This is a genomic window from Actinophytocola sp., assembly GCF_035762905.1.
Taxonomy (GTDB): Bacteria; Actinomycetota; Actinomycetes; order Mycobacteriales; family Pseudonocardiaceae; genus DASYTH01.
The window spans coordinates 49,307-68,568 of the sequence record NZ_DASUCC010000171.1 but is presented as its reverse complement, the minus strand read 5'-3'; the positions used below and the strand labels follow the sequence as shown (position 1 = coordinate 68,568).

The following is a 19,262-nucleotide window of genomic DNA, read 5'->3' as shown; positions in this document are numbered from 1 at the left end:
GCCCACCCAACATCCGCTCGGCAAACCCCGCCAGCCGAGGACCCACCTGCCCGATCTGATCCGGCGTCACAACCAGCAGCCAACCAGAATCCACAATGGACGATCAACTCGACACGCCAACACCTAACAAAGTACTACTAGCAGCGCCTGGCTGAACCGGTCCGCATGCAGGACCTGAAATGGCCTGCCGTAGTAGGGACGAGTACTGGGATCGAGCGGCTCGGTCAGTTCGAGTTGGTTGTGCAGCGTGGCGAGGGCCGAGTACGCCGTGGCGAGGTGCTTTTCTCGTTCGTGCCAGCTGGTGGCGGCGACCGCCGCGGTCAGTGCCGGAGAAATGCTGGCGGCGAAAGGGAGTTGGGTGAAGGCGCTGCCGAGCCATTTGCTGTAGGGCGGGTAGCGGCGGTGCATCAGCAGGCTCAGGCGCATGAGGTCGCGGACCAGCCGGGCGACGACGATGGCCGAGCCGAGTTCGTCGCCGACTTCTCCGCACCGTCCGACGAACGCCTCCTCTTGGGAGATCCGCTGCCATTGGCAGGCCAGGATGTAGCGCCAGATCTGCTCCGGGTACCAGGCGAGGAGGGACCGAGCGGAGGTGAGTTCGCCGGTGTGGTCGTGCCAGAGCGCGCCGGCGGTGACCTCGGCCAGCGTCTGGGTAGGGGTGGACAGCCAGTCCAGCGTGGTGATGACGTCGCGGGGATCGAATCCCAGATTGTCGGTGAACCACACGTCGAGGCTGGTGACCTCGACGCGGTGGAAGACCGGCCCGTCGGTGAGCGCCATGTGCCGGATGCGCTCGTCTCCTGCGGAGGCGAAGTTCGTGGGGTAGCCGTAGAACGTCTTGGGCAGCTCGTTGCTCAACATCGTCACGACATCCGGGCCATGCCGGTCGGCGTCGTCGCGGGACAGGAACAGCTGCAGGCGTGGCCCCCATTCGTGGTCGGCGGACCGGGCGGTGTCGAAACCGAGGACTTCCGAGCCGGTGCCGATCCGCGCGGCGGTGTGGGGCAGGTCCCCGAAGTGGGCGTGGATCAGCGGCCGTACCGCCTCCTGGTAGAACCGGCGCGACAGTTCCAGCCCGGGGATAACCGCGTCATCCACGGGACCGCATGGTGCCGCGCAGGCCTGAGTGCCGCGACCGGATATCGCCCGCGCTGGAGGTCAAGGACCGGACCGGGGACCGAAGTCGCGCGCAGCAGCAAACTCACGAATTTCATGCTGACCAACGCCACCGGCAACCCCAGCCGCCGGATCCGCGGCGTCCACGGCGCCGACCGCGCCAACGTCGCCGCTGGTCCCCGGCCACCTCGGCCCGTACAGCCATTGCCCACACCCCGGACAACGGGCGCGGCACTCCGCCGGCGTGCACATCAGCCCCAACCAACCCCGGCCCCCGTATCACCGCTCGGACCAGCGGCGCACTGGCACTCGCCAAGCACCGCATGCCTGCCCGGACAGCACAACCAGCGGGCGACGGGGGGTCGAGAGGATCGGGCATGACCGCTCCCACAACGGCACAACCGGCCGCCATCGGCGCGATTGCATGCCAGATGGCGGCCGGAGTGCGTGCGGTTTCAGGTGCTGGGTCGGGCGGTCAGGCCGCAGCCAGTGCGTCGGCCCAGGGTATCGGACTCAACGCCAGGGTCTTCGGGCCGAAGCACTGGGGCACGCCGGCCACTTGCAATGTGCCGATAGTGGACAAGGGATGGACACTGCGCATGGTCGGCCGCCGTGCCGGTTCGGGGTCGGGCACACTCCCGGCGTGACTGAGATTGCGCCAGTCGGGCCACGGATTTTCTTGAGTTACGCGCACGATAGTGACGCGCACAGGTCAGCCGTGGCGGCGTTGGCCGGCTTCCTCGAAACCCGAGGAGTGACCGTAGTATTTGATCTATGGCACGACGGCGGCCGCCGGGACTGGTACGCCTGGGTGTTGCAGGAGATCCAGGCGGCAGACTTCGTGATCGTGGTGGCGTCACCCAGGTACCGGGAGTTCGGTGAGGGTAACGGCTCCAGTGGCGTGCACCGCGGTGTACAAGCTGAGACGGCTGCGTTGCGCGAGTTGCTCTACCGGGACCGCCGGACCTGGCTGGGCAGGGTGCTGCCGGTCGTTCTGCCGGGCGGCTCGCTCGACGAACTGCCGACGTTCGTCCAGCCATACTCCGGCAGCCACTTCGTGCTCCGGTCGATCGACGAGCCCGGCGCTGAGCACCTGCTGCGGGTGCTGACCGGTCAACCACGCCATGCTCGTCCCGCGCGCGGTCGCGTTCCCGCGCTGCCGAACGGAGCAGAGGCCGCACCGATTACCCCCGACGGCTCCACGAGTGCGAATGAGCAGCGCCGGAAGCCGGTCAGCGACTGGACCTGGAGGCTGAGAATTCCCTCACCGCGCCTGACCGACTTGGTCGTGCTGCCCGCGGCCGGCTTCGGGGTGGCCGTTCTCGCCGTCTGGCTGCTCACCGGGCTGTCCTGGCTTACCACAGCGGCGATCCTGGCCACCAGCCTCGGGGTGCTGGCGGCGGTCCGGCGCTACGGGCAGCAACGGTTCAGCGTGATGTGGCAGGTCGTGTGCCTTGCGGCTGTCCCGCTCCTTGTCGGCGTCCTCGTTACCCTTCCCGCCGGCCGGGCTCCCGCGCTGAGCACCACGGCCGAAGAGCCCACGCGAACAGGCCACGGAGACCGGTCAACCACTGACCGGTCGCTGGAGGACACATCGTCGGGGTCGGGCACACTCCCGGACCGGCCTCAGCCCGGGTCACCCACAACCTCGGCTGGTCCAACATCGGCACCTCAAGGGACTCACTCGTCGACAGCATCGGCAGGGGATGGGGCACACCAGGGTTCGCCGCAGCCGGGCCCCCCGCTGCAGATCCTGGACGTGGGGCACGCGTTCACGCCGGAGACGGACCGCATCAGAATTTCGATTCGTAACAACGGGTTGAATTCCGTTCTGGTCAAAGAGATCGGAATCTACCTGGACTTCTACCCCGGGAACCATTGGAGTGACGGCGATGACTGGAATTTTGTCATGACAAGCCAGATGTACGCCGGTGATCCCGCTTTCGACGGCTCCCGCCGCACACACGGAACGATCCAGATGACCGGAACAGAGTTCAACTTGCTCCTGATCGGCCGAGGCTTCGTCCGCTTCAACGGAAGCTGGCGCCGACTTCTCACCTTCGATCCGCAGAAATTCCTGGCAGGCGCCACGTCGTCCACGATCGTCATTGACCTCCCCCTCACCCATCTGGTCCAGCAGACCAGCCCGAGCCAACCGGCAGGCCCGATGATCGAGCAGAAATTCGATCCCAACCACGGCTCGCTTCTAACCCGCATCGACGTGCGAACGCCGGACAACCAGACCTTCAAATGCCACTACCTGAGCCGAGCCGAGAACAACCCCACCTGCGACACCATCAACCCCGCAGCCGCCGTCGAACTCCCTCGCTAGGTGACCAGCGGAGTGAGGGTCCCGGTCCAGCCACCGAACGCGCGCCGGCCGGCCGCGGACCCGTCGAGCGGGCCGCCTCGACCGGGCTGGCCGGCCGGTGCGTCGCCGCCCGCCCCCGGGGCCGGCTCGTTGACCAAACGATCGTGGTTCGGCCGGGCTGGCGAGCGCCGCCCGACGGCCCGGCCCGGATCCCGCGGGCCAACGGAGCGATTCGATCACCGAGGGGCCGGGCCCCGTGGGTGCGGACACCAGGGATCTGGTTCCGCCAGTGCCAGGTCCGGTGCCCGGAAGGCGTGACGGGCCGCTGCCGGCCGCTGCCGTCCCACGCGGGGACGCAGGCGCCGGATCGGTTTGGCGTGACTGATCATTGATCGGACGGGCCGAACGCGCCCGACCTCGGGACACCAGCCGGTGCGCGGTAGTCGGCGGGTCTGGTCGAGCCGAGCGACAGTGCTGCACCGTGCTCCACCGGAATGCTCGGGGCACATCAGGGTGTTCGCACCGGAGGTGCGGTCCAGGCCGCCGACCTGGTTCGGCGCCTTGGGAATCCCGACCCCGCCCAGCCCGGGACCGCCGAGGGGTGGGCCGGGAGAACCGATCTCGGCCTCGATCGGGGCTCGACGAGCCACCTTGAACTCGCGGTTAGGACGCCGGCCAGTTCGCCGAGCACGGGTTCGGCCCGCCGGATGGTGGCTTCGAGCCGGTTCAGCACTCATCGATCTTGCCGTGGCATTCGGCGATCTCGTTCGCCGCCAGGTTCGGCACGAACGGCTGAGCTTCCCTCCGGATCGTGGAGGACTCCTCTATGCGGCTCGGTCGGCCGCACGGGTCGGGGTGATGCCGGACCTGCGGGCGATCATCGACGGCGACGTGCTCGGCCTGACCCCGGACGTCTACCTCCGCAACTTCGTCGGCGACAGCGGTGAACCGCACGCCGGGGCGATCTCGGCGAGCCCAGACATCATCCTGCTTCCGGCGCCGGTCGCGGATCCGCAGGCCGCCTTCGGCGTCAGCGGCGGCACCGTGAACAGCAACACCCTCGGCCACACCGCCGAAACCGGTCACGACAACTTTCTCTACGTCCGGGTGCTCAACCAGGGCGGTACAGCCGCGACCGATGTCGAGGCCCGGGTGTTCTGGTCCGAAGTGGCCACTCTGGTCACCCCGGACCTCTGGCATGACATCGGCCCGGCGCTGTTGCCGACCGTGCCGACCGGTGGGGTGCACCGTGTCCGATGCGATCACCTGGCCCGCCGCGGAGAAGCCGGCACCGGGGCACTACTGCTTCGTCGGACTGGTCGGCAACGGACGCGAAACCAATTCCGGATCCGGTCAGTTTCCTCGACTTCGACAACTTCCGGTTGTTCATCCGCGAGAACAACACACCTGACGTGGCGCAACTTTCAACATCATAGTCAGCGATCCGTCCCCGGAGGCCCTGCCGTTCGTGATGCCCGGTGCCCTCCGACCACGCCCGCCGCATGGCCTTGGAGAGTTGGTCGGCCGGCTGCCGGCCGGATCCCGGGTCTTTCTTGAAGTTCCCGAGGAGTGGCGCGAGCTCTTGGGTGAACACACCCGCAACGCCAGGTTCGACGAGAAGCGCCGGCTGTGGCTGGTCCCCGCCAGGGTGTCCGGCCGGACCCTGGTGATTGACGGCCTTCTACCGGCCCGCGCCGGATCCGCCTCGCCCTGTCGGTGCACTTCCCTCCCCGATGCCCGCCGGCACGGCGCATACCCGATCGCCGCCTCTACGAGGGCACGGAGGTTGGCCGGGTGTCGTGGCTCCTCGGCAACGCCTGAAATCACCTGTCGCGGCGGTTCGGTGTGCCCTGTAATGCGAAGCAGCTCGACGTTTTCGCTGACCCTCCTTACGGTGGTACCCCTGGTGGTCACGAATTACCGGCGCCGAAGAGTCCCTGGGTGACGACGGTCAGCGTCGCCGTAGCCACGGTCGCAGCGGCCTTCTTCACGATCGGCTTGGCTTTCTCGGCGGCCGGTGCGATGTACACGTCGCCGAATTCCGCGGCCTCGGTCGCGGCCGTGGCGAGATCAAGACGAGCGAGCCTGTCGTTGAACGCGGTTTTGAACCCCCGTCCGCTGCTCTGTACCGTCTCGTGCACCCCGGTGACGACCGCGGCGGCGACGCCGCCGGACGCGGCCGCCGCCATGCCCACCACACCAGCGGCCTTTCCCCAGAACGTCTTTCCGACCAGGTGCTTCATGTTTCTTCCAATCCGGTGGCTGCCTCGGATGTGTGGCCGCGTTTGGATGGAAGGGTGGGCGCCGGGGTGGGAGATACACGTTGTCCACCTCGTGTACGGCGGGGAATCACGCGAACGCGGAGTGTGTATCCGGCAGCCGGGGGGTGTCCCCTTTGACGGTGCCAACATCTAGCCTGGTTGGTTGGGCGGAGACACCGTCTCCGTGATGATTGGGAGGCGTTGCAGTGAATGCCGAACATCCCTCCGGTGCCGACCTGCGTTTGCAGCGGATCGAGCGGCTCGCCGCTTGTCTCACCCGCGCCAAGGAAGGTGACCTCAGCGCGCTGGACAGCGTGGTACGGGAGTTGAACCCGTTGCTGTGGCGCGTCGCGCGGTCGCAGGGACTTAGCGACGACGATGCCGCCGACGCGGTGCAGACGACGTGGTTGGAATTGGTGCGACAGCTGGCGGTCATCCACTCACCACTCGCGCTCACTAGCTGGCTGGTGCGCGCGACGAAGCGCGAGGCGTGGCGGGTCAATGCACGACGGCGTAAGAGTGCCAACCCTGGCCACGAAGCCTTGGACGACGCCCCGGACGATGCCCCCGCACCGGACGACCGGCTGCTCACGCACGAGCGTGATCGCACGCTGTGGCGCCATTTCGCCAGGCTATCCGAACGGTGCCGAACGTTGCTGGCGCTTGTCGCATACGCGGAGCGCCCGGACTACGCCGCGATCGTCGAGGCGTTGGGCATGCCGCACGGCAGCATCGGTCCGACCCGTGGCCGCTGCCTCGCCAAGCTGCGGGCAATGCTGCTCGCCGACCCCGAATGGTGCGCGGCATGAGCAGCGACCCCGCCGACCTGCCGCTCGACGAACTCGATGAAGCCATTCTCCAGCAGGTACGCGATGTCAGCGACATCGTCGACCCACCTCCGCCGGACCTCGATGACCGGGCGCTCTTCGCGATTGGCCTAGAAGCCATGGAATTCGAGGTCGCACGACTTCAGGAGGACGTCACCGCGGCCGGCGCCCGGGTGAGTGCCAATACGCGAGCGGTGACTTTCGAGGCCGACAGTCTCACGATCATGGCCACCATCTCGGCGGTGGGTGAAGGCCATTCTCGGATCGAGGGATGGCTGGCACCACCTGGCCCGCGTCGGGTGGACTTGCGGTCCACCGGACATGACGGCCCATCCCGCCGGGTGTTCGCGGAGCCGAGCGGTCGGTTCGTCTTCGAGCGTGTGCCTTCCGGCGTAACACAGTTCGTCGTGCGGGTCGAGCCGCACGGTCTAATGGTGGTGACCTCGCTGCTGCTGCTCTGATACGTGAACGAGGGTGCGGTCTTGCGTCCTTATCTGGCAGTCTTTCCCGGTGGCCACAATCGCTTCAGCGGCGGGAAGCCCGGCGGTTGAGCGAGCTGCGGCTGCGCTCGACCTGGTTGGGCGTGACCCTCGACTGGCACTGGCCGAGGCCGACGCGGTTGCGATAGCGGCACGTGTCGAGCGTGATGTGGCGGCCATGTCGACTGCGCACCGGGCCGCCGGCCTTGCCCACCGCGAGCTCGGCGACCTTGTCTCGGCCGAGGCGCGGATGCGGATGGGCATCCGGGTCGCGGCACGGTCCGGTTTCACGCAGATCGGTGCCGAAGCCCGGATGAGCCTCGCGTTCATTCTGTTGGATCGCGGCAGATCGCGGTCAGCGCTGACCGAGGCGGACCGCGCGGCTGGGGAACTGTCCGGTCTGCCCGCGGTGCGGCTGGCGTGCCAGCGAGCCTTGATACTGCAGCGAACCGGGCGGCTCGACGACGCGCTCGCTGGCTATGCAGAGGCCCTGCCCGCACTGCGCCGCGCCGGTGACCTGCTCTGGCAGGCCAGGTTGCACAATAATCGCGGGCTGCTGCACGCATACGGCGGGGCGCTGGCCGCCGCGGACGCGGACTTCCGCCGGGCGATCACGTTGTGGCGCACGCTGGAGCGGGATGTGCATGTGGCCGAGTCCGAGTGCAACCTGGGCTATGTCGCGGCCCTGAACGGCGATGCTCCGTCCGCGCTCGCCAGTTACGACCGGGCCGACCTTGTGCCCGAGCTGCGGAACCGGCCGAGCCAGCGGCTGCTCGAGCGTTGCCAGGTACTGCTGTCCGTCGGCCTGTTCGACGACGCGCGACATACTGCGGAACGTGCGGTCGCCGAACTGCGTGCCACCGGACAGCGGGTCGACCTCGCCGAGGCGCAGCTGTGGCTCGCCGAGGCGTCCGCCGCGCTTGGTCACGCCGATGCCGCGGAGCAGGAGGCACGAGTCGCCCAACTCGCGTTTACCCGGCAGGGACGGCCCGGCTGGGCGGCGCTCGCCCGCTTGGTCGCGCTCCGTGCGGCGGAGGCGAACGGGACCGGATCGCGGGCGCTGGTTCGGGCCGCTCTGGTGTGTGCGGCCAAGCTGGCAGCCAGCGGGTGGCGGGTCGCCGAGCTGGATGCCACCCTCATCGCCGCCAGGGTCGCGGCGCGTCTCGGTGATCTCGCTACGGCCGAGCGGGTGCTGGCGCGGGCCGGCCCCACGCGGTTGAGCGGCACCCTCGAGATCCGGGTACGCGGCTGGCACGCCCAGGCGCTGCTTCGCCTCGCCCGAGGTGACCGGCGGGGCGCGCTGTCCGCGCTTCGGGCAGGCCTGGCACTGGTCGAACGTCGTCAGGCGGTGCTGGGAGCCACCGAAATGCGGGTGCACGTCTCGGCGTTCGGCACGGAGCTCGCGACACTGGGCCTCGGACTCGCACACGCGGCCCGCGACGCCCGTAGCATCCTCGTCTGGGCGGAGCGCGCCCGGGCACGCACGATGCGGCTGCGGCCGGTGAAGCCACCCCAAGACCCCGACCTCGCTGATGCCCTCGCCGAGCTGCGCAGGCTCACTGCGGAGGACACTCGGGCGCGGCTCGCGGGCGACACCGGCTCCCGGCGGGTGGCGGGGCGCCGCGCGGCCGAGGAACGCGTCGTGCGGGCGAGCCGGGTCGCGCACAGCCCGTTGCACCGCCCCGGAAGCCCACCGCCGACGCCATCAGCTCTCGCTGACGCGCTCGGCGACGTCGTGCTCGTCGAGTTCGTCCGGCACGACGGCACCCTGCGTGCGGTGACGTTGCGGCGCGGGCGTTGCCGGGCACACGAAGTCGGCTCCCCCACGGCGATAGCGGCCGCACTCGACACCGCGACCGCCGCGCTGCGCACGCTGGCCCTGGCGTTCGGCACGCGGCGCGGGCGCGCGGTGGTCCGCGCCGCCGCGGCGTCCGCCGGCCGTGAGCTCGACGATCTCCTGCTCGGACCGATTCGCGGCGAGATCGCCGGACGCCCGCTGGTCATGGTCCCAACGGCCGGGTTGCACGCGGTGCCGTGGGGCCTGCTCCCCAGCCTGTGTGACGTGCCGGTCAGGGTCTCGCCGTCGGCGGCGGCGTGGCTGCGTGCCGTGCGGTCGCCGGCGAACGACGGCGGGGACACCTTGCTCGCCGCCGGGCCGGGTCTGCCGGCCGCGCAGGCCGAGGTGGCCGCGCTCGCCGCACGGTTGCCCACAGCTCGGACCTTTCTCGCCGCCGATGCCACGGTCCCGGCGGTGCTCGCGGCACTCGACGGCACGAATCTGGCCCATATCGCCGCGCACGGCCACTTGCGCACCGACAATCCTCTGTTGTCCGCGCTCGAACTGGTCGACGGCCCGCTGACGGTGTACGACCTCGAACACCTCTCCCGGGCGCCGAGGACCGTGATACTGCCGGCTTGCCAGTCGGGGATCACGGCAATCCGCGCGGGAGACGAGGTTATCGGCCTCGTCTCCGCGTTGCTGACCCTCGGTGCTCGCACGGTGATCGCCACGATCAGCCCCGTGTCTGATGTAGACACTCAACCCCTGATGATGTCACTGCACGACTATCTCCGCCGCGGAACTTCCTGCGCAGAGGCGCTGTGCACCGCTCGCGCCACGGTCGATCCCGGCGACGACGGTGTATTCGCCGCGGCCGCGAGCTTCGTCTGCTTCGGCGCGTAGGAAGTCACCATTGGGTGAGCACTGGAGCGGGATCCATCTGCCTGCCCTTCATTGCCGTACCGAGCTTGCCTGGCCAGTTCGGGATCTCATGCTGCTTCATGAGCCATTTCTGGGCCGCCAGCCGGCGACTGCCGGTGCTACCGGCGGTCTCGTAGGCGATCTCGGCGGCCACCACCGGCGTCGCGAACGAGGTGCCACTCCATTTGGCCCAGCCTTGGTAGACGCCGGGCGGATTCTGCCCCCCCGGCGGGTTGTGCCAACCCTGCGGCTCCTTCGCATGCATGCTGAACAGACCCACGCCTGGTGCGTAGACATCTGCCCGGTTGGTGAAGGGCGCGAGGTCGTTGTTGGTCGAGTCGAACGCGCCGACCGCGATCACAGCCGAGTGCGCCGCGGGCCAGAACGGGCGGTTGTGGTCCGCCGACTCCTTTCTGTGGCTACCGTCGTTTCCGGCGGCGGCGACCAGGACCTGATCGTTCTGCACCGCGTGGTTCACCGCGTTCCCAAGGGCGATCGAGATCGAGTTTCCCGGGAGGTAGCCACCGAATGAGAGATTGAGGACCGCCGCGTTCGACGCGACGATCGCCAAGCCCGCCTTCACGTCGTCGACTTCTCCGGTGAGGTGTATCACCCGGCGTGATTCGATGCCCAGTTCCCGGTGCTGGCGAGCGATCAGGCCACAGATGAACAGACCGTGGCACCCGTGCAACGCGACAACCATGTTGCTGCCCACCGGGTCTAGATCTGGCGGCGTGGTCGATCCCACGTCGACTGTGTTCGCCAGGGCCGGGTAGTGGGTTTTCCATTGGTCAGGCATACCGGTGTCGAACACCCCCACATTGACTGTACTACCCCCCGTGTACGGCGTAGGAGGCTGTGGCGGCCCAGGAATCGGCATCGCGAACCCTTTCGGCCCACCCTGGTAGTAGCCAAGGATGCTCTCGCCGAAAAACACGCTGTTGAAGTGCACACCGGGCAGCTTGCGCTTCCGCACCAAATCGACCGCACGCCGAGTAGAGAATCCCACCCACAGGCGGCATCCGAGTTCAGCCTCGTCCAGCCGAGCATTGACATCCCCGTATTCGGGCGCCAATGGATGCTGCCGCCAGTCGCCCTCGTCGCCGGACGGCACGTAGGGCCTGCCACCCAACTCACGTAGCCGGTCGGCTATTCTGTCTTCGAAGGCGGTGTCGACGAGAACCTCACCCGGTCGCACCCATGCGCCGTCGACACCGATCACCGGCGACATCAAGTCACGTCGGCGACAATACCACAGACCCCATCTGGCGAGCAGAGCACAGACTATCTTCCACAGCTTTCTCAACAAGGACATCAATCAATCCTCCGGTTTTTTCCGGTCTGATATTTCTGCAGCGACCGGGCGCGGGGTGGTCCCGGCCCGGCCGCACCATTCATGGTTGCGAGATCCAGTAGTTGATGAACGACATAACGTCCGGCCGGAACCGGGTGCCGCTGTTCGCCGGGTTCGTGCCGGCGACACCATTGGTATGGATCCCGGTCACGCACCAGCCGCCGCACAGCCCGGGGGTCACGGAGTTGTAGTGGTAGACCGGCGATCCGCTCTGCCCGTTATGGGTGTCGATCCAGTACCAGAGCTTGTTGGGGGTCTGCGAATAGGTGTAGTCGCCGTCCCACCACATCGTCCCCTCCGGCTTGTCAACCGGGTAGCCCTCAACATAGAAGTACTGGTTCGCCAAGTTCTCGCCGGTGTGGTACCACCAGCCGAACCATCCGGTGGAATAACCGATGTCGCAGGTCAGCTTGACCAGCCCGTAGTCGTGGTCGGTCGGGTAGCCATTAATCCAGTTCCAGGTCGTCCAGACATCATTGATGCCGCCACTACAGCTGCCAAACGGAGCGCTGCCACCGGTCCGACCTGGGGTGACGGTGTAGGAGGTAACCCAACTGCCGTTCCAGTGCACGCAATGCCCCGCAGTGACCAGGACGTCTCGGCTGAGCATGAATCCGGTGCAGTCGCCCTTGTTGGTTGCCAGGTGCGCGATGGCGCCCCATGGATAGCTGGCCGGCACGGCCTCCTGCACCCGCCCATCGGGAGGGATGACGGTGTTCGGCACAGCCGCGTCCGGCTTCGCCTTCGCGGCGTCCCCCTTTCCCGCACTACCGGAATGGCCGGCCGCGAATCTCAGCATGTTTGCTGCGGCTGCAGGCAATGTAACGCTTTTGCCCGCACCGTTGACCATCCTGAGGCCGTCTGGCTGCGGCACTACCGGCGTCGCGGCCGCGGGACCAGTGCTCAGCGAGCTAAGGACCGCGGCAGTGGCACCGACGAGTGTCAGTGCGAGTGTTCTTCGACGTCTTCCGTTGCTGCTTCTCATCTGTGTCTCCCCACAGGTGCGGTGTCGACTGCAATGAGCACAGGGGCGACCAACGCCCGGGAGATACACGATTCGCGATGAGATCTAGAGGTGTCCGATCGGCCTCGACCTCGGTGCCGGCCATGGACGTGCACGTCGGGTCGTTAGTTTGTCGTTTAACCCGTAGGTCGGTTGTCGTTGCTGGTCGCGGTGGTGGTATTGCCGACGTTGTGGCGGGGTGGCGCGGTGCTTGTTGCGGGAGCCTGATGGTCGTCCGGGCCGGGGTGTGGGGGTTTCGGGGCAGCGGCTGGCAGGGTGGTCTTCGGGCGGAGGTTTGTCCCGCCCCGGGTTTGATGGAGACATTGAACACCCGGAGGATCCGGAGTTATGGCGGCACCGCGGAAGTATCCGGAGGAGTTGCGTGAGCGGGCGACGCGTCTGGCGGTTGAGGCGAGGCGGGATCCGGTGTCGAGTGGTGGGGCGATCCGTCGGATCGCCGATCAGCTCGGTGTGCATCCGGAGGCGTTGCGGGTGTGGGTGAAGCAGGCCGAGACCGACGATGGGCTACGGCCGGGGACGACGTCGACGGACGCGGTCAGGATCGCCGAGTTGGAGCGGGAGGTGCGTGAGCTGCGGCGGGCGAATCAGATCCTGAAGTCAGCGGCGTCCTTCTTCGCAGCGGAGCTGGACCGTCCGTCGCGATGAAGGTCGAGTTCGTCGATTCCCAGCGGGAGGAACACGGTGTCCAGCCGGTCCTGGAGGCGCTCAAGCAGACGTCTGTGGAGATCGCACCGTCGACTACTACGCCGCCAAGGCCCGCCCGGAGTCGGTTCGTGCGGCCCGGGACCGGGTGCTGGTGGAGGAGATCGAGCGGGTGCTACAGCGTCTACGGGGCGCGGAAGGTCTGGGCCGAGCTGAACCGCCACGGTATCGACGTGGCCCGGTGCACGGTCGAACGGCTCATGCGCGAGACCGGGCTTCGTGGGCTGCTGCGGGACAAGTCCCGCGCACCACCAAACCGGCCGCCGAGACCGGGCGGCCGGCTGACCTGGTCGACCGCGACTTCACCGCCACCGGCCCGAACCAGTTGTGGGTCGCGGATCTGACCTACGTCCGCACTGCCGCCGGCTGGGTCTACGCCGCGTTCATCCTGGACGTGTTCGCTCGCTTGATCGTCGGCTGGCAGGTCGCCACCAGCCTCTACACCGACCTGGCCCTGGACGCGCTGCAGATGGCGATCTGGCGCCGCCGGGCCACCCGTGCCGACCTGACCGGGCTCGTGCATCACAGCGACCGCGGGGTGCTGCCAGTACCGCGCGATCCGCTACACCCAGCGCCTGGCCGACGCCGGCGCGGTCGCCTCGGTCGGGTCCACAGGCGACAGCTACGACAACGCGATGGCCGAGGCATTCAACTCGCTGTACAAGGCCGAACTCGTCCGCAACCGCGGCCCCTGGCGCGGCCACGACGACCTGGAAATCGCCACCGTCGAGTACATCGACTGGTACAACAACCGGCGCCTGCACGGCGAACTCGGACACGTCCCACCCGCCGAGTACGAAGCGCTACACGCGATGACCCACCCGGTCACCGCAAGCCTGGAAACCAACTAATCCAGTGCTTGGAGCTCATCCCAGCGGTGATGGCCCCCAAGAATCGTCCCGTTGCGTGAGATAACAATGCCGTCTCCCTGCGCGGCGTCGTTAATGCTCCTCAGCAGGTCGTCGTTGCTGAGTTCCTCGTGGTACCACTGGGACGATGGATCCCGAGTTGACTGTCCCGGCTTGTACTTTCCAGCAAGGTCGCCAGCTTTCTCACTACGTGACACCCACCTCGGACACGTGTTGTGGACGAGTACCGGGGTGTTACCAGCCAGCACATAGTACGTGTGGCTGGTGGCGATGGTGAGGTTGTAGGCGGTGGCGTGGCGTGCGGTGTGTTTGTCCAGCCTACGGACTGTGATGGTGACGTCGTCGTCGGGGGTGTGGAGTTGGTGGCCGGGGTTGAGTTGGTTGGCGGGTTGCCATTGGTGGGTGGTGGTGTTGTAGAAGGGGTGGTCTTCGGTGGTGGTGATGGTGGCGCCGTCGGTGGTTTCGAGGTCAACGACGATGTCTGGGTGGACGTGCACCGCGGTGACGTCGCGGGCCTCGGTCTGACCGGTGTCGGGGTCGGTGGCCAGGACTTGGTCACCGATTTTGATCTGGTTGAGGGGTTTGGGGGTGCGGTCGGCCATGAGAACGTGGGTGTCGCCGGTGAAGCTGCAGGCTGCGCGGGCGAGGTCGATGGCTTGGTCGATTAGGCGGGTGGCGGCGGCGGTGCCGGTGGCGGCGGTGGTGGCGGCGGCTAGGCCGCCGCCGGCGAGGGCGGCGCCTTCGGGGGCGGTGGCGTTGAGGGCGCCATCGACGATGCCGGCGCACAGGGTGGAGGCCACACAGGCGCGGACGGCCAGTCCGGCGGCTGCGCCGAGAAGCAGTGCGGGGAACAGCCATTGGTCGCCTGGGCTGGTCTTTATATCGAGCAGGCCGTGGTCGCCGGCGGTCTGACAGAACTCGCGGTCGACGGCGTGGGCGCCGCAGACGCTCTTGGCCCAGTCGGTGACGGCCTGGGCGTAGCTGTCCTTATCGGTGTAGCCGTGGCCGGCTGGCCGCAGCTTCTTCAGTTCGTCGAAGGTGGGGATGCGGCGCCCGGCCACCTTGGGCTGCTTGTGGGTGTCGGTGTTGCGGCCGGTTTTGATGTTCCAGTTGTCCGCGATCTGGGCCGCCGAGCGGCAGCGGCCGGAGGCATCGGCAGAGCAGCCCACACCGTGATGGCCGCCGCCGTCGCCGGTGTATTCGCAGGCGTCGCAGAACAGGCCGGCGGGATCGGAGAAGGTGGTGGGGTTGTTGTTGGCGTAGCTGTAGCCGGTCCAGGACTGCGGGCTGGCCAGGTCGAGCAGGGGGTCGACGGAGAGGAAGCGGCCGGTGGCGGGGTCGTATTCGCGGGCGCCGAGGTGGGTGGTGCCGGTGGGGTCCTGGGTGCCGCCGAGGAACCCTCGATCGCCCGGCCAGGCCGGCGGCGGGGTGCCGCGGGGGTTGCCGTAGGGCAGGGTGCGGCGGCGGGTCACGGCCAGGTCGGTGGTGCTGACGGCGAACTGGGCGGTGCCGTGGTGGTCGCTGGCTAGCCAGGTCAGGGCGGTGGAGGTGCGCACGGCGATGTTGGTGCCGGCGTGGGTGTAGTAGCGGGTGCCGGTTGCCGAGTCGGCCGGGCAGCCGGTGGGGCAGCGCAGTTCGGTGTCGCCGAGGAACAGGGTGGTGCCGGTGGGGTCTTTGCGGAGCAGGGCTGCCCGTCGGGGGTGTAGAGGTAGCTGGTGGGTGCCCCGCCGGCGGGGGTGTCGGTGGCCAGGTGGCCTTCGCGGTCCCAGGTGAGGGTGCGGGTCGGCCGGTCGGCGACGGCGCGGCTGGTGGTGTCGCCGGTTTGGTTGTAGGAGAAGGTGTCGGTGCTGGTCAGCGCGCCGGGACGGGTGGTGGTGACGGTGCGCAGGGTATGTGGTTGTGGGGTTGCGGGGGCAGGGTAGGTGTAGGTGCGGGTGGTGTCGCCGCCGGTGGTGTGGTGGGTCTCGGTGGCGCGGTTGCCGACCGGGTCGTGGCCGTAGGAGTGCCAGTAGGGTGCGGGGCCGCCGAGGGTGGCGGTGGTCGGGTTGGGGGTGCAGTTGTCGGTGGTGGGGGTCCATGCTTCGGTCAGCCGGCGCAGGTGGTCGTAGCGGAAGCACTGGTGGTCGCGGGCCAGGCCGGTGGCGGCGGGGGTGTCGGCCAGCCGGGTGAGGTTGCCGGCGGGGTCGTAGCTGAAGTTCAGCAGGGCCTGTTGGGCGCCGGTCTGCTCGCGTTCGAGGAAGAACTGGGACAGCCGGCGGGTGCCCCGTTCGTAGGCGAAGGTCTGCCACAGCGCGTTGGGGCTGTTCGAGCTGACCAGTTCGATCTGGCTGAGCTCGGCGAGGTCGGTGTAGCGGGTCGCGCTCACCGACAACCTGGCGAACGGGGTGGGGGCGTCGGTGGTCAGGGTGTTGGGCAGGCCCAGGGCGGTGTAACCGGTGGTGAGCTTCTCGGCCGGGAGTCCGCCCACCGCGGGCAGACTCACCCAGTCCGGGCTGCCGTCCGGGAGGTAGGCGTTGGCGGTGTGGTAGCTGCCGGCCAGGGCTCCTTCCACCGGTGGGACGGTGACGGTGGAACCGGTCGGCCGGCCGCCGACGTCGTACCCGTCGACCGCGAAACGGTAGGCGTGCCCGTTGTGGTAGCGGGTGGAGGCGGCCGGCAGACCGAGCCCGCCGGGTTGGTCGAACGTCCATTCGGAACGTTTGGTCCCGGTCAGCGAGTCCTCGTGCACGGCGGTTTTACGGCCGAGTTTGTCGTAGGCGAAGGCCAGGGTGAGGTTGCGGGCGTCAGTGCTCGAGGCGAGCCGCCCGGCGTCGTCGTAGCGCAGGGTCGTCGCGCCCTTGTCCGGGTCGGTGGTGACGGTCTTTTGCCCGCGCAGGTCGTAGCTGAAGGTCCACTCGTTGTTGGCCGGGTCGCGCAGCGAGGCCAACTCGCCGCGGTCGGTGTAGGTGTAGCGGGTGGCCTGGTAGCTGCTGCCGGGTGCGGCGCCGGTGTACTGGCGCAGCTCGGTGGTCTGGCCACGGGCATCGGTGATCGTGGTGGTGGCCGGGGCGCCGGCCGGTGGGTTGAGGTGTACCCGGTCCCCGCCGTAGCGGGTACTGGTCGTCCACTTGGATTGGCCCAGTTCGCGGAAGGTGGCCTCGGTGGGCCGTCCGGTGCCGTCGAACGTCGTGACCGTCTGGCTGCTCACGTCGTTGTCGTTGACCGGGGTCACCAGGTTGACGTCCGGTGGCGCGCCGTTGAAGTACGGGCCCGAGGACTTCCAGGTCAGGTTCCGGGAGTCGTAGAACGATTCGGTGAGGATCCGGCCGCCGTGGATCCCGGGCGAGGCCACCTGCGTCTGCCGGGAGCGCAGCAGGCCGTCGTAGAAGGCGTAGGCGTACTTGTAGGACAGCCCGTCGGGCAGCAGCGTCTTGGCGGTCACGAGGTTGGCTGCGGTGCGGCCCACCCGGTAGGTGTATTCGCTGTTGGGGGTTTGGCTCGCCTTGTCCCGGCCGGGCAGCCACACCTTGAGCAGCCGGCCGAGCCCGTCGTAGGCCAGGTCGGTGCTGCGCTGGTTGGCGTCGGTGACTCGGACGGGCAGCGCCCAGGCGGGTTCCAGGTCGGTGGTTGTGGTGTGGCCCAACGGGTTGGTGGTCACGGTCCGGGTGACGGGGCCGCCTTGGTTTGGGGTGTACGCGGTGGTGGAGCGCTCTCCGGCGGCGTCCCAGGCCTCGGTCACCCGGCCGTAGCGGTCGTGGCCGGCGCGGGACACGGTGACGTAGCCGGGTTCACCACCGGACCAGGAGGTGGCCTGCTCGGTGCGGGTGATATTGCCCCGGACCGGCGCCACCCCGGGCTCCGCGCCGTCGTAGGCGGTCCGGACGTCAGCAAGTAGGTCCTGCGGGTAGCTCGCGGACGCGGTGCAGGCCACGCCGACGGTCTCGATCCGGGACGGGTAGGCCAGCAGCCACGCTTCGGTGTTGCTCAGGTAGGTGGTGCGGGTGCACCGGTCGTCGGCCGCGGTGCCGGTGTCCCCGAGATCCGACGAGGCGAGCTGCAACCCGGTGCGCTGGTCGAAGGTGTTGACCACCTCCGAGCGTCGCCAGCCGCCCGCCTCGAGCGCGACCCGTTCGCGCACCGACTCGGTGTCGATCAGGAATGCCGACTCCGCGCCCCAGGGTCGGGTGTTGGTCGCCGTGGCCGCCGACTTCCAGGGGTTGGTGACGGTCGCCGAGATCACGGTGTCGTCCCCGACGGCACGATAGGTGATCGTCTCGTAGGCCGTTCCCTGGAACAGCTCGTGATCCTCGATGCTGCCGGCATCAGTGTTGTCCACCCACACGTTGCGGCGCCCGGTGGGCTGCTTGTCCTCGTCCATGCCGCGCAGGTAGGTGGTCACGGTCCGGCCCCGCGGGGCTGGCTCGCCGTTGCCGGCGACGCCGTCCCCCGTGATCACTCCAACTTTCCCGTAGCCGCGCCACTGTGACCAGGTCTTGCGTTCCGGTGGAACCAGGCCGTCCTCGTCGTCGTAGTGCCAGGCCGGTGCCGACAGGTACTCGTAGCTGGTCAGCACGGGCCGTCCGCCGCCGGTGTTGTCGGTTTCGGTGACGCTGGTGACCACGTATTTGTGGAACCAGTCCAGGATGGGTTGGGTCCCGGCGGGAGGCGTCCAGTAGGTCGGCTGGCAGCGCATGGTGTTCGACTCGGCCACGGGTACGACGCCAGACTTACGGCTGCACTCGCGCTGGCTGTACTGCACGGCCACGTCCGCCCCGGTGCCGTTGTCGATGGAGGAGATGCGGTAGCGCACCAGGGGCGGCAGGGTATCGCCGTCGATGTCGACCCGGTTGCTCATCGGGACTTCGTTGAAGTTCACCTCGGGACCCGGTGTCGCGGAGCCGATCTGGCCGGTGTGGCCGATGGATTCCAGCCACAGCGCGGCGCTGGAGCTGTCGCCTGGGTTGAGGTAGCGATGCCCCAGGGTCCACGACTCGACGTCGCGGTAGCCGGAGCCGGTCCAGACCTTCGTGGTGATCGCGGCCAGCCGCTTTTGGGTGAAGAACGTCGGTGAGGTCTTGCCCGCGCAGGTGCCGCTCGTGCACTGCTGGTCCCACGGCACGTCCACCCAGTTGCCCGGCTGGGACGGCACGCACGTCGGTCCCGGTGTGACACAGCGGTCCGCGGCGGTGAACCACACCTGCGCCGGCGCAACGCCACCCGGCACACCCGTGTGGGTGCCATAGTCGACGTGTTCGAGCCAGCCGCCGCGGTGGTAGGAATGGGCTGCCTGACTGAGGTTGCGGCCGTAGAGGTTGGACTCGGTCTGGTAGTGGAATGTGGTGGTGTTCCCGTTGGGGTCCACGACATGGTCCAGGTTCCACCGGTAGGCCTGTTCGCACCACGACCCGGCGAAGTCCCCTGCCCGGTAGCAGTCCTCACCGGGGTGGTTGCCGAACACGGGCACCGTCCATGTGGAGCGGGACGCGCCGCGCAGTCCGAAGAAGTACTGCGTACCGTCGGTGCTGGTGATGCGCCAGTACTCGTGGTTGTTGTCGGTGTTGTCGGTGCCGGTGAGCCGGTCCACCCGGGATCCGTCGTCGTCCTTCAATCGCCAGACACTGTTGCCGTCGTTGCGGATC

General features: G+C 68.3%; 11 protein-coding genes and 1 pseudogene. 5 read left to right on the top strand and 7 right to left on the bottom strand.

Annotated elements, in window-relative coordinates; all coding sequences use genetic code 11:
* Positions 1-123: 123 nt before the first annotated feature.
* Positions 124-1,098: a DUF4037 domain-containing protein gene (locus tag VFV67_RS36700; protein WP_326475337.1), complete on the bottom strand. Its 975-nt coding sequence runs from the start codon at positions 1,096-1,098 to the stop codon at positions 124-126.
* A gap of 442 nt (positions 1,099-1,540) precedes the next feature.
* Between VFV67_RS36700 and VFV67_RS36695 the strand changes: the two genes are divergently transcribed.
* Entirely contained in the window at positions 1,541-3,448 is a 1,908-nt protein-coding gene (locus VFV67_RS36695) for a toll/interleukin-1 receptor domain-containing protein (RefSeq protein ID WP_326475336.1), read from the top strand.
* A gap of 705 nt (positions 3,449-4,153) precedes the next feature.
* Here VFV67_RS36695 and VFV67_RS36690 read toward each other — a convergent pair.
* The gene (locus VFV67_RS36690) at positions 4,154-4,693 is read right to left on the bottom strand and encodes a hypothetical protein (RefSeq protein ID WP_326475335.1); all 540 of its coding nucleotides are present in this window, start codon (positions 4,691-4,693) and stop codon (positions 4,154-4,156) included.
* Between the two features lie 644 nt (positions 4,694-5,337).
* Entirely contained in the window at positions 5,338-5,670 is a 333-nt protein-coding gene (locus VFV67_RS36685) for a hypothetical protein (protein WP_326475334.1), read from the bottom strand.
* Between the two features lie 224 nt (positions 5,671-5,894).
* On the opposite strand from VFV67_RS36685, the gene VFV67_RS36680 reads away from it, so the two are divergent.
* The 3 genes from VFV67_RS36680 to VFV67_RS36670 are packed head-to-tail and all read left to right on the top strand — an operon-like array spanning position 5,895 to position 9,677.
* Positions 5,895-6,497: a sigma-70 family RNA polymerase sigma factor gene (locus VFV67_RS36680; RefSeq protein WP_326475333.1), complete on the top strand. Its 603-nt coding sequence runs from the start codon at positions 5,895-5,897 to the stop codon at positions 6,495-6,497.
* Entirely contained in the window at positions 6,494-6,976 is a 483-nt protein-coding gene (locus tag VFV67_RS36675) for a hypothetical protein (RefSeq protein WP_326475332.1), read from the top strand. Before VFV67_RS36680 ends, VFV67_RS36675 begins: the two co-directional genes overlap by 4 nt.
* A gap of 49 nt (positions 6,977-7,025) precedes the next feature.
* Positions 7,026-9,677 carry a CHAT domain-containing protein gene (locus tag VFV67_RS36670; RefSeq protein WP_326475331.1) on the top strand — a complete coding sequence of 884 codons (2,652 nt, stop codon included), beginning with the start codon at positions 7,026-7,028 and terminating at the stop codon, positions 9,675-9,677.
* A gap of 4 nt (positions 9,678-9,681) precedes the next feature.
* Here the strand turns inward: VFV67_RS36670 and VFV67_RS36665 are convergent, their stop codons facing one another.
* Together VFV67_RS36665 and VFV67_RS36660 are read right to left on the bottom strand one after the other, a co-directional pair.
* Entirely contained in the window at positions 9,682-10,926 is a 1,245-nt protein-coding gene (locus VFV67_RS36665) for a S8/S53 family peptidase (RefSeq protein WP_326475330.1), read from the bottom strand.
* Between the two features lie 163 nt (positions 10,927-11,089).
* Positions 11,090-12,034, bottom strand: a complete 945-nt coding sequence (locus tag VFV67_RS36660; protein WP_326475329.1) for a trypsin-like serine peptidase — start codon at positions 12,032-12,034, stop codon at positions 11,090-11,092.
* 366 nt (positions 12,035-12,400) lie between these two features.
* On the opposite strand from VFV67_RS36660, the pseudogene VFV67_RS36655 reads away from it, so the two are divergent.
* A pseudogene (locus VFV67_RS36655) lies at positions 12,401-13,626 on the top strand (IS3 family transposase).
* On the opposite strand, the gene VFV67_RS36650 reads toward VFV67_RS36655, so the two are convergent.
* Both VFV67_RS36650 and VFV67_RS36645 read right to left on the bottom strand, forming a co-directional pair.
* Positions 13,623-15,200, bottom strand: coding sequence for a polymorphic toxin-type HINT domain-containing protein (locus VFV67_RS36650; protein WP_326475328.1), 1,578 nt, complete (start codon positions 15,198-15,200; stop codon positions 13,623-13,625). The pseudogene VFV67_RS36655 and the gene VFV67_RS36650 sit on opposite strands and share 4 nt — an antisense overlap.
* Complete coding sequence (locus tag VFV67_RS36645; protein ID WP_326475327.1) at positions 15,179-19,231, bottom strand: SpvB/TcaC N-terminal domain-containing protein; 4,053 nt, start codon at positions 19,229-19,231, stop codon at positions 15,179-15,181. Before VFV67_RS36645 ends, VFV67_RS36650 begins: the two co-directional genes overlap by 22 nt.
* Positions 19,232-19,262: the final 31 nt, after the last annotated feature.

What these genes read in the sequence shown, in the direction of transcription:
- VFV67_RS36695 (WP_326475336.1), top strand. Translation starts at nt 1,541, where the DNA reads ATGCCAGATGGCGGCCGGAGTGCGTGCGGTTTCAGGTGCTGGGTCGGG.
- VFV67_RS36685 (WP_326475334.1), bottom strand. Translation starts at nt 5,670, where the DNA reads ATGAAGCACCTGGTCGGAAAGACGTTCTGGGGAAAGGCCGCTGGTGTG.
- VFV67_RS36675 (WP_326475332.1), top strand. Translation starts at nt 6,494, where the DNA reads ATGAGCAGCGACCCCGCCGACCTGCCGCTCGACGAACTCGATGAAGCC.
- VFV67_RS36665 (WP_326475330.1), bottom strand. Translation starts at nt 10,926, where the DNA reads ATGTCGCCGGTGATCGGTGTCGACGGCGCATGGGTGCGACCGGGTGAG.
- VFV67_RS36660 (WP_326475329.1), bottom strand. Translation starts at nt 12,034, where the DNA reads ATGAGAAGCAGCAACGGAAGACGTCGAAGAACACTCGCACTGACACTC.